This window comes from Fundicoccus culcitae, assembly GCF_024661895.1.
GTDB classification, from domain to species: domain Bacteria; phylum Bacillota; class Bacilli; order Lactobacillales; family Aerococcaceae; genus Fundicoccus_A; species Fundicoccus_A culcitae.
The window spans coordinates 3,142,252-3,158,018 of the sequence record NZ_CP102453.1; the positions used below are offsets into that span (position 1 = coordinate 3,142,252).

Sequence of the window (15,767 nt, forward strand, 5' to 3'; positions counted from 1 at the left end):
CTATCATTATGAAATGGAGAACGCCAAGAAAACGTGCTTCTAACAGTAATGACCTAACAGATCAATATGATTCAGATGATTTGGTGTCGGAAAATGATTATGATGAAAGTAAACCTTTTGATGATGATTATTTCAATCAAGAACAAGAATACCTACAGTATGATTCTGATCAAGATATGACACAAGTCTATGGACAACCTTTATTTGATCGACAACAATTTGATGAAAAAGCGGGGCATTATCCTTCTAGGCGTGATTATCATGGTCATTATGAAGAAGAAATTGAATCTGAAGATGAATTTGCTTATAATGATGAAGATTACGTAGAAACGGACGTTTATGATGAAGCATACGATTCTGAAACTGCGTTTTACGCGCAGGCGTCAACCGATGATTTTATGGAAGATGCAGACAACACCTACGGTGATTCTGACGAAACCATCGATGTTAATGCTCGTCGGAGCAAATATAGTGCAAAAATAGATAGTTTTTTAAATAATGGTATTATTATTACTGGAATTCTGCTAATCATGGTTTTATTGATAGCATTTCTAGTTTGAAAGTAGGTAAATGATGAAAATTGGAATAATTGGGGCGATGGAAGAAGAGATTCTTATGCTTAAGGAAACCATTATAAACCCAGTCATTGAAACATATAGTGGCTTTGAAGTGGTCAGTGGACAATTAGGCGATCATCAAGTGGCTTTAGTCTTATCGGGGATTGGTAAGGTAAATGCTACTTTAAGTGTGATGATTTTAAAAGAAAAGTATCAGATTGATCTCATCATTAATACCGGATCGGCGGGAGCGGTTGATCCCGCTATAAAAGTAGGCGATGTTGTTATCGCACATTCATTATCACATCATGATGTGGATGTTACTGGATTTGGCTATGCCTATGGTCAAATGGCTGGAATGCCTGAACGTTATTTACCCGATTCAGAATTACTAAGAATTGCGCAAATGGTTTGTCGGACGTTTGAGATTGAACCGATTATCGGGCTCGTCGTCAGTGGTGATCAGTTTATTAATAGTAAAGAACAAATCAATAAGATTAGAACGAACTTTCCAACGGCTCGCGCAGTAGATATGGAATCAGCGGCCATTGCTCAAGCTAGCTATGTCTTAGATATTCCCTATGTGATAATTCGTTCTATTTCAGATAATGCTAATGATGAAGCCAGTGTTGACTTTGATACTTTTATTGAATTGGCTAGTCGTGTATCGGCGAGTATGGTCATTGAATTTGTCAAACAAGTTCCCTTCGATCCTTACGCAAAATGAAAATTTCACTTGAAATCTTGGGTAATTTAAGTATAATAGTATAAGTGTAAAATAATGCAGCGTAAAAAAAGAAAGCGCGTCAACAGTCTTATGCCTATTTTAGGAAGGTAAGTAACTGCGGCTGCTAAATGCGAAAACCTAATCAGGGACTGCACGCATTCGGTTTTTTAATGAATTATTTTACTCCAAAAAATTAATTGGAGGCTATATAATGTCTAGATATACAGGACCATCATGGAAACAATCACGCCGTTTAGGAATTTCCCTAACCGAAACAGGTAAAGAATTACAAAAACGCCCATTCCCACCAGGACAACATGGGAATCAACGTAAAAAATTATCTGAATACGGTATGCAATTACAAGAAAAACAAAAATTACGTCATATGTACGGTTTAAATGAACGTCAATTTGCGACTTTATTTAAAAAAGCAGGTAAAATTAAAGAAGGTAAACACGGTGAAAACTTCATGGTGTTACTAGAAACACGTTTAGATAACTTAGTTTTTCGTTTAGGTTTTGCTAATACACGTCGTCAAGCTCGCCAATTAGTAAACCATGGTCATATTACCGTTGATGGCAAACGTGTAGATATCCCTTCTTACTTAGTTCAACCGGATCAAGTGATTGCTTTACGTGAAAAATCACGCGAATTAGATATTATTAAAGCAAACTTAGAAGCAACTGTAAGTCGTTTAGACTTTGTTTCTTATGATGCAGATAATTTTGCAGGAACTTTAACCCGTTTCCCATTACGTGAAGAACTAAATGCTGAAGTTGATGAAGCACTTGTTGTTGAGTACTATAACAAATTAGGTTAATCAATCAGGATCATGTTTTAAAGTTGGGCTACATCAAATTCATAGTCCATCATGACTTTAAGAGGCTGTAGCATTTTTAATGCATGCAGTCTCTTATGTTTTTATTGAGAGCGTAAAAAAGCCGAACTTTTAATGATAGTGCTCAGCCCAACTGAAAAGAGAGGCGGAAAACGGTTCTAATATCATTAAATGTTCGGTTTTTTTGAAGCAAGGAGTTTTATTTGGTATAAACTCGGCATAACTATATAACTATTCTGAAGACAACTCTTTAAATAAAGTTGTGATAATGGTATAATTCAATGTGATAATTAGGCTTATTTTAAAATGGGCATACTGAAACAATTAAAAAAAGGCAGAGGGGCGAAACATTTGAGGTTTACTGACATACTATTTATAATCGTCGTTCTAGTGTTGGTTGCCTATGGCGTAATCTATTACGTACGGACGCAGCGCAGTAGAGAACTTAGAGAATTAGAACAACGAAAAGATGACATGATGTCCGTATCGATTGCAGACCAACTTTTCACATTGAAAAATATGGATTTATCGGGTCAAACCAAACGTAAGTATGAAAGTATCGTGGCATCGTGGCAAACAATTACTAATTTTCAATTTACAGAAATCGAGTCAGCTCTTGTAGGGGCTGAGCAATATTCTGAGCAAATGAATTTAGTAAAAGCCAAAAAAACGATGGCTCAAGCCCGTGAGATGATGGATGAAACAGAAGTCCAAGTCAATGATTTACATGATATGCTTACGGAGTTACTTAAAGTTGATACGGAAAACTACGAAAAACATGAACAATTGATGGAACGATATAATACAGCCAGAAAAAGTATTATGAACCATAGTTTTGATTATGGACCAGCTATCGAAACATTAGAGAAAAACTTAAACTATTTAGAATTAAATTTTACTAAATACAATGAATACACCAAAAATGGTGATCATCTTGAAGCACGCGATATGTTAGAGAATATCGAGTCCGATTTAACTAGCTTAGAAGAGATACTTGAGAAAATCCCAGCTATGTATAGTCAAATCAAAAATCAATATGAAGATTCTTTAGAAGATTTACGCGATGGCTATCAAAAAATGCTCGACAGTCGCTTTAATTTTGAGGATATCAGTATTCCGGAAAAGATTGACGAAATACAAGAGCAACTTAATGATGCCAAAAATCGCATTAAACAAGCCGACTTAGTTGAAGCGAAGACATTAATGGATAAAGCTGAACGCAATATTAATTCCTTATATGATTTAATGGAGACTGAAATTGCTTCGCGCGACTTCGTTAACAAAAATATCGTTCAATTAAAAACTTTATTAAATGAAGTAGCGGAGCACAACCGTTATGCAAGTATTGAAGTTGATCGTATTGCACAGTCATATATCTTGCATGAAAATGAAGTTGAAACGATTGGCGAGTTAACCGATCAAATTGAAATTGAATATAATAAATACCGCCAATTAACGCGTGATATTGAAGAGCATAATGCGATTTATACCAACATTGAATCGTCCATTAAAAAAATTCGTAAACGTGTGGAAGAAATCGATGAAAGTCAAAATAACATCTTAAAAGGACTGTCCGATCTTAACCATCGTGAAAAAGAAACCAAAAATAATTTGGATATGTATGAATTAGAATTACGTAACTTTAAACGTAAAGTGGAGAAAAACCACTTACCGGGTTTACACGATAATTATTATGCGTTATTTTATAAAGTAACGGATCAAATTGAAAATCTATCGCATCAATTAAATCGTGTCCGGATTAATATGGTTGAAATTGATCAGCTTGAAAGTCAATTAGTTGAGAATTTAGCCGATTTGGATGAATTGACTGAAGAGACGGTGGATAGCGCCATGTTAACTGAATATATGATTCAGCACAGCAATCGTTTTCGTTATGATTATCCCGAAGTGGATCAGGCAATTAAAGAGGCACAATATTTGTTCTACCAAGAGTATCGCTATGAAGAAGCTTTGGCTGTTATTGAGAAAGCCTTACGTCGTGTAGAGCAAGATGCGCCTACTCAAGTTCGCCGGATGTATCATCAGGAAAAGCAAACGCGCTTATAAACCATCCAATAGGTCAAAGGTAATTGTTAATTATCGCAATAAAACCTGTCCGCATCCCATGATGTGACAGGTTTTTCTATTGTTCAAACTAAGGAGGAAACAATGATTTATTTTGATAACAGTGCAACCACGCAACCCTACCCCGATGTTTTAGAAACAGCTCAGACGGTTGCCATGAATTATTTTGCTAATCCTTCAAGTGCCCATCCGGCTGGTGAAGCTTCAAGTAGTCTTTTGGAACAGGCCAGAAAGCAATTTGGTCAATTACTAGGCTATCAGAGTCAGGAAATCTATTTCACAGCGAGTGGCACCGAAGCTAATAATTGGGTTTTTCAAGCCATCCTGCAACAACTAAAAGTCATTCATCCACATAAAAACAAAGTCTTGATTTCAGCTGTTGAGCATCCATCAATCACTAATCAAATCCCTCTATTACAGCAACGGGGTTTTGAAGTTATTTTACTTGAAGTCGATGGTTATGGACGGTTGGACGTGGATAAACTGGAGGATCATTTAGCTGATGATGTCCTTCTGTTATCGACGATTGCTGTCAATAATGAAGTAGGTACCCTCCAACCCTTTAAAGAAATTGAAACCCTCTTAACTAAATACCCCCAAATCATTTGGCATGTTGACGCTGTCCAAGCCATGACCACCCAAATGGAACTTGTCAAACGTTCAAGAATTGATTTACTCACCTTATCAAGCCATAAATTCCATGGTATACGCGGTTTAGGTGTTTTAGCCCAACGTCAACGGGTTGAAAAAGGGATCTGGGTTTATGGGGGTGGTCAAGAACGCGGTCTACGAAGTGGTACCGAGAATTTACCAGCTATCGTAGCAGGTGCCAAAGCTTTACGGATGACCCAAGACGAGCAAATAGAAACGAAAGCAAAGTTAAAAACATTTCAAGAACAAATTGTTCAACAATTTAAAGCTTTAAATTGGGAGGTTTTTGGCTATCCTTATACAGCTGAACATATTATAGCTGTCGCATTGCCTCCTTTACCTGGCGAAGTGATACTGAACGCTTTTGCGGAAGAGAGCTTGTTTGTTTCGACAACGAGTGCTTGCTCTAGTCGTAAACCATCCACGCATCATACCTTAAAAGCGATGGGTATCCCAGATGCCATTTCTAAATCCACCATTCGTATCAGTTTAGCTAGTACGAATACACTAGCCGAAGTAGAGCAATTATTGCTAGCTATAGAACGTATTACGCAAAAATTAAGTGCACATAAATAGGGGGCTATTATGCAAACCAATGAAATATTAATCCATTATGGTGAGTTATCAACTAAAGGCAAAAACCGTAAGATGTTCCAGCAAAAGATGGCTGAACAAATTCGGTTAAAGACACAACATTTGGAACGTTTAAAGATCATACCATTGCACGATTTTATGTTTGTCCAATGGAAAGAATCTGATTATACAGCTATTAGTGAAATTTTAAGCAAAATCCCAGGTATTTCTCGTTTTGAACCTGTTTATCGTGTGGATAAAGATATAGATGCCATCAAACAATTAGCCGTAGAGATATTTAGTTCGATTGATGTCAAAGCAGGTGAGTCGTTCAGAGTTGTTGCTAAGCGGTCTGACAAACAGTTTCCGCACGATTCCATGTCGATTCAACGAGAAGTAGGTGGTGTTATTGGTGAACACTTTCCTCAATTAGTGGTTGATTTGCGGAAACCGACCTATAGTTTAACTATTAGTATTCATCAAGAAGACCGGGCTTATTTAAGTCTGCTTTCATTCCCTGGTCTTGGTGGGATGCCCTATGGTTCGAGTGGTAAAGGTTTGTTGATGCTTTCAGGTGGGTTTGATTCACCGATTGCCGGTTACCAAATGATTAAACGAGGCTTGGCTATTGAAGCGGTGCATTTTGCCAGTCCACCGTATACCAGTCCTCAAGCACTGGAAAAAGCCAAGAAATTAACTTCTGTTTTAGCCCAATATGGCCTAGCGATTACTTTCCATAATGTGCCTTTTGCGCGAATTCAAGAAGAAATTAAAGCCAATGTACATGAAGATTTATCGATGACAGTGATGCGTCGGATGATGTTAAGGATTATGGATCGCTTATTAGTTTTACGCGACGCTCATGCAATTGTAACGGGTGAATCCTTAGGACAAGTTGCTTCACAAACCATTAAGAGTATTCAAGTGATTAATGAAGTGACTCATTCACCGATTTTCCGTCCGCTTATCGCTGCTGATAAAAATGATATTATTGCCTTGGCAGAACAAATTGGCACCTATGATATTTCGAATGAGCCTTATGAAGATTGCTGTACCGTTTTTGCGCCAAGAACCCCTAAGACGAAACCGCGTTTAGATATCATTGAAGCAGAAGAAGCTAAGTTAAATATTGAAGAATTAGTTGAAGAGGCTGTTCGCGGGATTGAACGTACAACCATTGATGAGCATTATATTAAGCAATCGACCGAGTCATTTAGTCATCTATTATAAAATCCTTCTAAAAGCATATTGATTGCTAATTGTAATAAATATCTTTACAATTATATTAGTAAGCTAAATTAGAAAGGATGAGTTCTTTGGAAATTACGTTTAAAGGTGAGCCTGTAAAATTAGTGGGTAATCCACCCCAAGTTGGCGAAATGATGCCAAATGCTACTGTAACCGATAAAGACGGTAACGCCGTTCAATTGCATGAATTAATTAAAGATACCACTATTCTGAGTGTGGTTCCGAATGTAACAACCAGCGTGTGTAGTATTCAAACGCAACGTTTTGCTGAAGGAACAAAAGATAAAGATTATCAATTTTTATCCGTTAGTGTCAACACTCCAGAAGAATGGGACGGTTGGAAATCAGAACATAATTTATCAATGACTACGCTCTCTGATACTGACCGTGATTTTGGTCAAGCTACTGGCTTGTTAATGGAAGGCTTAGATTTATTAGCACGTTCAGTTTTTGTTTTAGATGCACAAAAAATCGTTAAATATGTACAAATTGTTCCTGAAGGAACGGATGAACCAAGTTATGATGAGGCCATTGCAGCCGCCGATAGTCTATAATTAGCCAATCGTTTTAGCATATAAACTACGAACATTCAATGATAGTAGAAATGTCTAACCATTAGAGACTACTTTCTTTGAATGTTCGTTTTTTTATTGCATAGCTGTGCCATTTACTGTTATCCTTATAGTTAGAAAGAGTGATTAACTGTGAATAATACCATTCAACAGATGGCAAAAATTATACAAAATAGTAAAAAACTTGTCTTTTTTGGTGGAGCAGGTGTTTCGACTGAAAGTGGTATCCCTGATTTTCGGTCTGCTACAGGTATCTATCAAAAAGACACTGGTACCCATTATTCACCTGAACAAATTATTTCAGCCAGTTTCTTTAGAGCCTATCCAGAAATATTCTTTAAATTTCACTTTGAACATTTGGTCTATCCAGAGGCAGAACCTAATGAGGCTCACAAACTTCTGGCGGACATAGAAGCAGGTGGCAAAGATGTGACCGTAGTAACACAGAATATCGATCGTCTACATCAAAAGGCAGGAAGTCAGCGTGTGATTGAATTACATGGTGCGGTCGATGAAAATTATTGTGTGGATTGTCAAGCCTTTTACACTTATTCAGATTTAAGTTTAGACGAAAAGGGAATTCCTCGCTGTACAAAGTGTCACGGCATTGTTCGTCCCGATATCGTTTTATATGAAGAACCCTTAAAAGAAAGTGCGATTCACGCAACCATTAAAAGTATTAGTGAAGCCGATGTTCTTATTGTTGGGGGAACATCGTTGAGTGTTTATCCTGCCGCCAGTTTTTTGAATTATTTCAAAGGAAGTCATCTATTGGTTATCAATAAAACACCACTGAATATTTCACAAAATAATGTCCTTGCCATTGATGGAAATATTGGAGAAGTTTTCAAAGAAATCCATTCTTTATACAATTGAATTGCATCTATAATGATAGGAATAAATATCACTAATCTAAGCATTTTGTCATTAAAATATCAAATATTCAATCTTGTTAAAAGGGAATAATTTTGCTAAACTGTTTGTATCTTATAAGTAAACGCGAGGAATAGAAGAGTAGTCAATCAAACTTAGAGAGAAAGTCTAGAGCTGAAAACTTTCAAGATTGATGAAGGTAGCTAGGAGCGTTAAAGTATGAACCTAAGTAGTACTTTACGGAGTAACGGCTTCGATAACAACAGGTAGAGGGAATAGTTATCTATTTCAAAATTAGGTGGTACCACGTTTTTATAGCGTCCTATGTATTTAATCATAGGGCGTTTTTGGTGTCATTGATTCGCATGAAAAAGAAAGAAGGGATTTTCTATGACAGACAATAATATGTCGACAAAATATAATTTTACTGAAGTTGAAGCAGGTAGATATCAGAAATGGTTGGATTTGGATGTGTTTAAGCCATCAGGAAATCCAGAGGCAGAACCTTACTCGATTGTGATACCACCACCCAATGTGACAGGGAAACTTCACTTAGGTCATGCTTGGGACGTCACTTTACAAGATATTATCATTCGTTTTAAACGGATGCAGGGATATGATACCTTATGGTTACCTGGGATGGATCATGCTGGGATTGCTACACAAGCTAAGGTAGAAGAAAAACTGCGTGAAGATAACTTAACCAAATATGATTTAGGCCGTGAGAAATTCATTGACCTTGTTTGGGAATGGAAAGAAGAATATGCTAAAACCATTCGGGAACAATGGGCTAAAATGGGTATTTCGGTTGACTATTCACGCGAACGTTTCACTTTGGATAGTGGACTCAGTAAAGCCGTTAACAAAGTGTTTGTAAGTTTATATGAAAAAGGTTTGATTTATCGGGGTCAATATATCATCAATTGGGATCCACAAGCGCAAACAGCTTTATCGGATATTGAAGTGATCCATAAAGAGGTAACGGGGGCTTTTTATCATATTAATTATCCAGTCGTTGGTAGTGATGAATTAGTTGAGATTGCAACGACGCGTCCCGAAACGATGCTAGGCGATACGGCTATTGCTGTTCATCCGGAAGATGAACGGTACCAACATTTAATAGGTAAAACTGTGATGTTACCTTTAATGAATCGTGAAATCCCAATAATAGCTGATGAATATGTTGACCGTGAATTCGGGACGGGTGTTGTTAAAATTACCCCAGCACATGATCCGAACGACTATGAAGTTGGTGAAAGACACAATTTACCTAAACTTAATGTGATGAACCTTGACGGGACGATGAATGAAGCGGCAGGCAAATATGCTAATTTAGACCGCTTTGAGGCAAGAAAGCAAGTTGTTGCGGATTTGAAAGAAAATGGCTTATTAGTTAAGGTTGAAGAACATATTCATAGTGTAGGGCATTCCGAACGTACCAATGCCGTCGTTGAACCGATTTTATCTACCCAATGGTTTGTTAAAATGGAACCTTTAGCTAAAATGACGATTGATAATCAATCCACTGATCAAGCCGTTAAATTTTTCCCCTCACGCTTTAATCAAACCTTTATTACGTGGATGGAAAACATTCATGATTGGGTAATATCGCGTCAGATATGGTGGGGACATCAAATACCCGCCTGGTATCACAAAGAAACGGGAGAGATTTATGTTGGAGAAGTTGTGCCTGCAGATGAGGAAAATTGGGAACGTGATCCTGATGTCTTAGATACGTGGTTTTCTTCTGCCTTATGGCCGTTCTCAACCATGGGTTGGCCGGAAGAAACGGATGACTATAAACGCTATTTCCCTACGGATACTTTAGTGACGGGTTATGATATCTTAACTTTCTGGGTTAGCCGGATGATTTTTCAAAGTTTAGAGTTTACGGGTCAACGACCTTTTGAAAATGTTTTATTACATGGTTTAATTCGTGATGAACAAGGACGTAAAATGAGTAAGTCGTTAGGGAATGGAATCGACCCGATGGATGTGATTGACGAATATGGTGTGGATGCTTTAAGATGGTTCTTAGCTAATGGTTCTGCACCGGGACAAGACGTCCGCTATAGTGAAGAGAAAATGGGAGCTGCCTGGAATTTTATTAATAAGATTTGGAATGCTAGTCGCTATGTTCTCTTAAATATCGGTAATCTCAATCTTGATACCATCAATATTGGTAATGATTTAACCCTAGCTGATCAATGGATATTAGCCCGTTTACAGGCGACAATCAGTGATGTGACACGCTTGTATGAAAAATTTGAGTTTGGCGAGGCTGGTAGAGTACTGTATCATTTTATATGGAATGATTATTGCGATTGGTATATTGAAATGACTAAAGAAAGTTTACAAGATACACAAAACAATCATTTAACCACCAAAAGTATCTTAATTTACGTTTTAGATCAGATTTTACGCTTAATCCACCCAATTATGCCCTTTGTAACCGAAGAAATTTGGCAACAAATTAAACCAGCAGATGAAACGTCAATTGTCATTACCAATTTCCCAGTGGTTAATGAAAATTATCTTAATGAATCTGCAATTCAAGCCATGGAACAATTAATTGATGTCATTCGAGCGGTAAGAACTATCCGTAATGAAATGAATACCCCTTTATCTAAAAAAGTGGATATAATTATTAAACCGCAAGAACAGTCAGTCGTTGATTTATTGATCGAAAATAAGGCATATATTGAACGTTTTTGTAACCCCGCTCAATTGACGATTGATACCAACCCAGACTTATCCATGGAAGTCGTAACACAAACCTTACCTTTTGCACAAATATTTATGCCACTTGAAGGGTTAATCAAAGTTGAGGATGAAATTCGACGCTTAGAAGATGAAGTTAAAAAATTAACCCAAGAAGTTAAACGTTCACAAGGTAAACTCGCTAACGAAAAATTTGTCAATAAAGCACCGGCTAAAGTTGTCGAAGAGGAAAGAGCGAAAGAAGCATCTTACCAACAACAATTGGAGGCTGTAAAAGTAAGAATTGAACAATTAAAAAATATATAATTTATCTTATGGTATGAAGGAGATTGAACATCGTTGAAATTTTATAATGTACATACAGCGATTGAATGGCTAAATCAACAAACCAATGATATTTCACGCGTTGGAATTGATAAAATTCGTGTGGCGGTAAATTATGTCGGTAATCCAGAAAAAGACCTTCCTGCGATTCACATTACAGGAACGAATGGAAAAGGATCGACAACGGCTTTTTTACGTGATTTACTGCTGAGTCAAGGTTTGACCGTAGGTTCTTTTACCTCACCACATATTATGCGTTTTAATGAACGGATTATGATGAATGGTGAACCTATTAGTGATCAAGATTTGATTGAAGTCATAGAACAAATGGTAGAAGTTAATACCTATATGGAAACCACTCCTTATGGAAAATTAGTCTTCTTCGAGTTATATACTGTAATGATGTTACTATATTTTCGTAAAATGCAACCGGATGTATGCTTAATTGAAGTCGGCATAGGTGGGGAAAACGATTGTACCAATGTCATCGATGCTCAATTAGCTGTTTTAACCACCATTGGTTTAGATCATGCGGATAAATTAGGCGATACGAAAGAAGAAGTTGCCCATGAAAAAGCGGGTATTATTAAACCTTTTGCGCGGGTTGTAACAGGTTTAATTGAGCCAGGTCCTTTAGCGGTGATTGAACAACGTGTGGAAGCTATGCACGCACATATTGATCGATTCAATGTGGAGTATGGCATAACGGATATATTCAACCATTTTGAACAAGGATCCACCTTTAATTTATGGCAAAAAAATATCCCCGCGGATGAAACGCAGCAAAATAATTTTGTGGTTAGCATGCTAGGTTTACATCAAATTCAAAATGCTTCGGTAGCCTTACAAGCATTTATTAATTGGATGGACATTATTGAGCGGCCGATTGATTGGGTCGTAGCCAAACCCGCCTTACAACAAACGAAATGGATTGCGCGTATGGAACGTATTTATAATGAACCTTTGGTTTATATTGACGGTGCCCATAATGTAGCGGGTCTAACGGCATTGCGACAATTAGTACAGGAACACTTACCACACTATCAGTTGACCATTCTCTATGCAGGCTTATCAACCAAAAATCAATTAGCGCAGTTACCTTTATTGCTGTCTTTTGAACCCCATGAACTCTTGCTGACAGAATTTAATCATCCGCATGCGATGACTGTTGACAACTTTCAAGAATTAATTGATCAAGTTCCTAAGATTGATACCCAGTATGTTCATGTTGAAAGAAATTGGCAACAATTTATTGATGAATATTTGCTTTCACACCAAACAAATACGAATCAATTACTCGTTATTACCGGGTCATTATATTTTGTATCAGAAATAAGACAATATTTTGCACAAAATGTAAAATAAAAAGATGGAATTCGTCTTTTTTACTGTATTTATATAGTAAAGGAGGCGTTTTTTATTAACGAGAAAAAATTGACAACATTGATCAACGAAGTTCCCCTGGAAGGAAGGCCAAGGGAGCGGTTGAAGGTTTTTGGCGCAAAGGCTTTAGCCGATCATGAATTATTAGCTATTTTACTACGCACAGGCACCAATAAAACGCATGTTTTGAAGGTCGCAATGGAATTTTTACAACATTTTGAAAATATCAATGAACTCAAATTCGCTAGCTTAGACGAGATGCAAAAAGTGAAAGGTATCGGACCGACCAAAGCGATTGAAATTAAAGCCGCGGTTGAATTAGGTATTCGAATAGCTCAAAGTGCTATTCCTAAATTTGGACAAATAACATCGACACGTTCAGCGGGTGAATGGCTCTTGCATGAAATGCGTGATTTACAACAAGAACATCTAGTGGTTTTATTTTTAAATACTAAAAATGAAATCATTCAAAAACGAACGATATTTATTGGTTCGGTTAATAGTTCGGTGGCTCATCCCCGTGAGATTTTTAAAGAAGCTGTTAAGTATCCAACGGCACGACTCATTTTAGCGCATAATCATCCATCCGGTGATACAGATCCTTCACAGGCCGATCTTATTTTTACAAAGCGGATGATTGCTTGTGGGGATCTGATGGGTATTGAAGTGTTGGATCACATTATTGTAGGCGAATTTTCATTTATTAGTTTGAGAGAGAAGAGTCGTTTATTTGAAATGAGTGAATAATTGTTATCAAATATTGGCTAAATAAATTATAACATCATGAAAAAGAAATGAATTTGATGTTATATTTGAATATTTTCTTGCAAATAAATAAAACTATGGTATTATAGGTTTATGTTCTTTGTAACAGGTAAGAAAGTTGTTTTAAACATCCTCTTCGTACCATGGCAAGAATATAATTTATTAAGTGTCTAATGGCACGCGGAAGGATTTAAGATTTAATGGAACAAGGTACAGTAAAATGGTTTAACGCTGAAAAAGGTTTTGGATTTATCGAACGTGAAGGCGACGCAGATGTATTCGTACATTTCTCAGCTATTCAAGGCGAAGGATACAAATCTTTAGAAGAAGGTCAACAAGTAAGCTTTGATGTTGAAGAAGGCGCACGTGGACCTCAAGCAGCTAACGTTGAAAAATTAGGCTAATTAATTAACTTAACATTTTAACCGAAGGGGAATTTCCCCTTCGGCTTTTTTGTGCTTAAAATTAAATTTTCCTAGCTTTTATAATTAACATCATGGGTCGACGTAATTCATCTGACAAGCTTGGATTTTTATCTAGCATTGATTGTGGTGGTTTTGGTTCACTCATCGCTTCAATCATTAAATTGTTTTCGATTAAGGTGTTGATATAAGTGGCCAACGTTCGGTGATATTTTTTGGTAGGATGACCTAGAAAGGACGTTAAACGTTGGCTTTCATCTTGATAATGATCGATTGGCCAATGATCAATGTCACCATCAACATAATACCAATCTTGTTCAGCCTTAGCTGTGAAAATGGGATGTTCGACAGAAAACAAGAGCACACCTCGATCCTTTAAGTGTACGGCAATATGTTTGATTAATTTACGATAGTCTTTTATATAATGAATAGCTAAAGAAGATATGATTAAATCGAATGTTTCGCCATTCACCTTAAAATCCTCATTGGTTTGATTAAGGTAGGTTATTTGTGTATCTGAAGTCATCTGTTGAGCCTTTTGAAGCATTTTTTGTGATGAATCAACACCAACTACGTGTTTCGCTCCGTTTTGACGTAAATAACGACAATGCCAGCCGTATCCGCAACCTAGATCGAGGGCATTCAGTCCGTCTAATTCAGGTAGTAGGGCTTGGAAATCATGCCATTCACCTGCTGCCTCAAGCCCCTCGATTGACCGATTCATTTTTGCATAAGCAGAAAAAAACGCTTGATTATCATACATGTTTTCTTTCATTCAAACACCTCAATTCCAATTGTTATCAAATAAATTTTACCAAATATCAAGATAAATGTTAAATAAGTACCTGGGTTAGTGTACAATGACAGTTATAGAAACATTTGTTAAAATTAGTTTTTCAAATTTTGTTAAGGTAACGAATACGGCTAGCATTTGAGCCTTATTGTTTGTTATAATGTAACGAGCTATTGAATCGAAATGGAAGGGTGCAATGGATTGTGGGAATTTTTTACAAGCAACGCCTAGGGATTGATTTAGGTACAGCAAATACAATTATTTATATTGATAGCAAAGGGATTGCCTTACGAGAGCCCTCCATTGTTGCTGTAAATAAAGAAACTAATGAAGTGGTTGCCTTTGGTAAAGAAGCCTTTGATTTAGTTGGACGAACCTCAGAAAAATATGAAACCATACGTCCAATGCGAGATGGGGTTATTGCTAACTTTTCTTTAACCAAACAGATGTTAGCACATTTTATAAAAAAAGCTTTACGTCGCTCACTGGCTCGACCAGAAGTGGTTATTTGTGTGCCTAGTAATATTAGTAAAGTCGAGCGTAGGGCTGTTATTGATGCTATAAAGGATTTGGGCATTTATCGTGCCATGATTGTTGAAGAACCCTTTGCGGCAGCCTTAGGTGCCAATTTAGCCATCAATCTGCCCAAAGGGAATATGGTAGTTGATATTGGCGGTGGGACAACCGACATTGCTGTCATTTCTTATGGTGAAATTGTTAAAGGTGCTACTGTAACAGCGGCTGGTAATGCGATGAATGACGTTATTATGTCGTATGTAAGAACGCATTATCAATTAGCGATTGGCTATCAAGAAGCTGAAAACATTAAAGTAGAGATTGGAAATGCCCAGTTTACCAAACATGATGAAACGGATCATGTTCGAGCTAGAGGACGCAATATTGCGACGGGTGTTCCAGATAATAAAGTGATACGTGCTAATGTAGTTGCACAAGCTGTTAATGAAGTTATTTTAGAAATTGTCGTTGCGATTAAGCAAGTCTTAGAAGTAACACCCCCTGAGTTATCCGCTGATATTATGGAAAATGGGATTGTATTAACCGGTGGTGGTGCTTTATTAAAAAGATTACCTGAACGTTTATATGAAGAAATCGGTATACCTGTCCACCTAGCTAATTTACCCCTTGATTGTGTGGCTATTGGAGCGGGGAAAATGCTTAACGAAATGGATAGAGAATCTAAAATAGCCGAACGCAATGCACGCTAGTTAGAAAGA

General features: G+C 37.0%; 14 protein-coding genes and 1 other annotated feature. Of the genes, 13 read left to right on the forward strand and 1 reads right to left on the reverse strand.

Going from position 1 to position 15,767, the window contains the following annotated elements:
- Positions 1–8 precede the first annotated feature (8 nt).
- The 12 genes from NRE15_RS14205 to NRE15_RS14260 all read left to right on the forward strand — a co-directional run bounded on the left by NRE15_RS14205 (position 9) and on the right by NRE15_RS14260 (position 13,721).
- Positions 9–560 carry a hypothetical protein gene (locus NRE15_RS14205; RefSeq protein WP_313793520.1) on the forward strand — a complete coding sequence of 184 codons (552 nt, stop codon included), beginning with the start codon at positions 9–11 and terminating at the stop codon, positions 558–560.
- A gap of 13 nt (positions 561–573) precedes the next feature.
- Positions 574–1,284, forward strand: a complete 711-nt coding sequence (locus tag NRE15_RS14210; protein WP_313793521.1) for a 5'-methylthioadenosine/adenosylhomocysteine nucleosidase — start codon at positions 574–576, stop codon at positions 1,282–1,284.
- Positions 1,285–1,495: 211 nt separating this feature from the next.
- Positions 1,496–2,104: a 30S ribosomal protein S4 gene (rpsD, locus tag NRE15_RS14215; protein ID WP_313793522.1), complete on the forward strand. Its 609-nt coding sequence runs from the start codon at positions 1,496–1,498 to the stop codon at positions 2,102–2,104.
- Between the two features lie 369 nt (positions 2,105–2,473).
- Positions 2,474–4,189 carry a septation ring formation regulator EzrA gene (locus tag NRE15_RS14220; protein WP_313793523.1) on the forward strand — a complete coding sequence of 572 codons (1,716 nt, stop codon included), beginning with the start codon at positions 2,474–2,476 and terminating at the stop codon, positions 4,187–4,189.
- A gap of 102 nt (positions 4,190–4,291) precedes the next feature.
- A complete protein-coding gene (locus NRE15_RS14225; RefSeq protein WP_313793524.1) occupies positions 4,292–5,434 on the forward strand; it encodes a cysteine desulfurase family protein in 1,143 nt (380 codons plus the stop codon).
- A 9-nt stretch (positions 5,435–5,443) separates the two neighbouring features.
- Entirely contained in the window at positions 5,444–6,661 is a 1,218-nt protein-coding gene (gene thiI, locus NRE15_RS14230; RefSeq protein WP_313793525.1) for a tRNA uracil 4-sulfurtransferase ThiI, read from the forward strand.
- Positions 6,662–6,747: 86 nt separating this feature from the next.
- Positions 6,748–7,233, forward strand: a complete 486-nt coding sequence (locus NRE15_RS14235) for a thiol peroxidase (RefSeq protein ID WP_390887160.1) — start codon at positions 6,748–6,750, stop codon at positions 7,231–7,233.
- Between the two features lie 150 nt (positions 7,234–7,383).
- Positions 7,384–8,127 carry an NAD-dependent protein deacylase gene (locus tag NRE15_RS14240; RefSeq protein ID WP_313793527.1) on the forward strand — a complete coding sequence of 248 codons (744 nt, stop codon included), beginning with the start codon at positions 7,384–7,386 and terminating at the stop codon, positions 8,125–8,127.
- 117 nt (positions 8,128–8,244) lie between these two features.
- Positions 8,245–8,452 (forward strand) — a binding site (T-box leader).
- A 62-nt stretch (positions 8,453–8,514) separates the two neighbouring features.
- Positions 8,515–11,151, forward strand: coding sequence for a valine--tRNA ligase (locus NRE15_RS14245; RefSeq protein ID WP_313793528.1), 2,637 nt, complete (start codon positions 8,515–8,517; stop codon positions 11,149–11,151).
- Between the two features lie 33 nt (positions 11,152–11,184).
- The gene (locus NRE15_RS14250) at positions 11,185–12,534 is read left to right on the forward strand and encodes a bifunctional folylpolyglutamate synthase/dihydrofolate synthase (RefSeq protein ID WP_313793529.1); all 1,350 of its coding nucleotides are present in this window, start codon (positions 11,185–11,187) and stop codon (positions 12,532–12,534) included.
- 69 nt (positions 12,535–12,603) lie between these two features.
- Complete coding sequence (radC, locus tag NRE15_RS14255) at positions 12,604–13,299, forward strand: RadC family protein (protein WP_313793530.1); 696 nt, start codon at positions 12,604–12,606, stop codon at positions 13,297–13,299.
- 218 nt (positions 13,300–13,517) lie between these two features.
- On the forward strand, positions 13,518–13,721 hold the full coding sequence (locus NRE15_RS14260; protein ID WP_313793531.1) for a cold-shock protein: 204 nt from the start codon (positions 13,518–13,520) through the stop codon (positions 13,719–13,721).
- Between the two features lie 61 nt (positions 13,722–13,782).
- On the opposite strand, the gene NRE15_RS14265 is transcribed toward NRE15_RS14260, so the two are convergent.
- Complete coding sequence (locus tag NRE15_RS14265; protein ID WP_313793532.1) at positions 13,783–14,514, reverse strand: class I SAM-dependent methyltransferase; 732 nt, start codon at positions 14,512–14,514, stop codon at positions 13,783–13,785.
- 221 nt (positions 14,515–14,735) lie between these two features.
- On the opposite strand from NRE15_RS14265, the gene mreB reads away from it, so the two are divergent.
- Positions 14,736–15,758: a rod shape-determining protein gene (mreB, locus tag NRE15_RS14270; protein ID WP_390887161.1), complete on the forward strand. Its 1,023-nt coding sequence runs from the start codon at positions 14,736–14,738 to the stop codon at positions 15,756–15,758.
- Positions 15,759–15,767 lie beyond the last annotated feature (9 nt).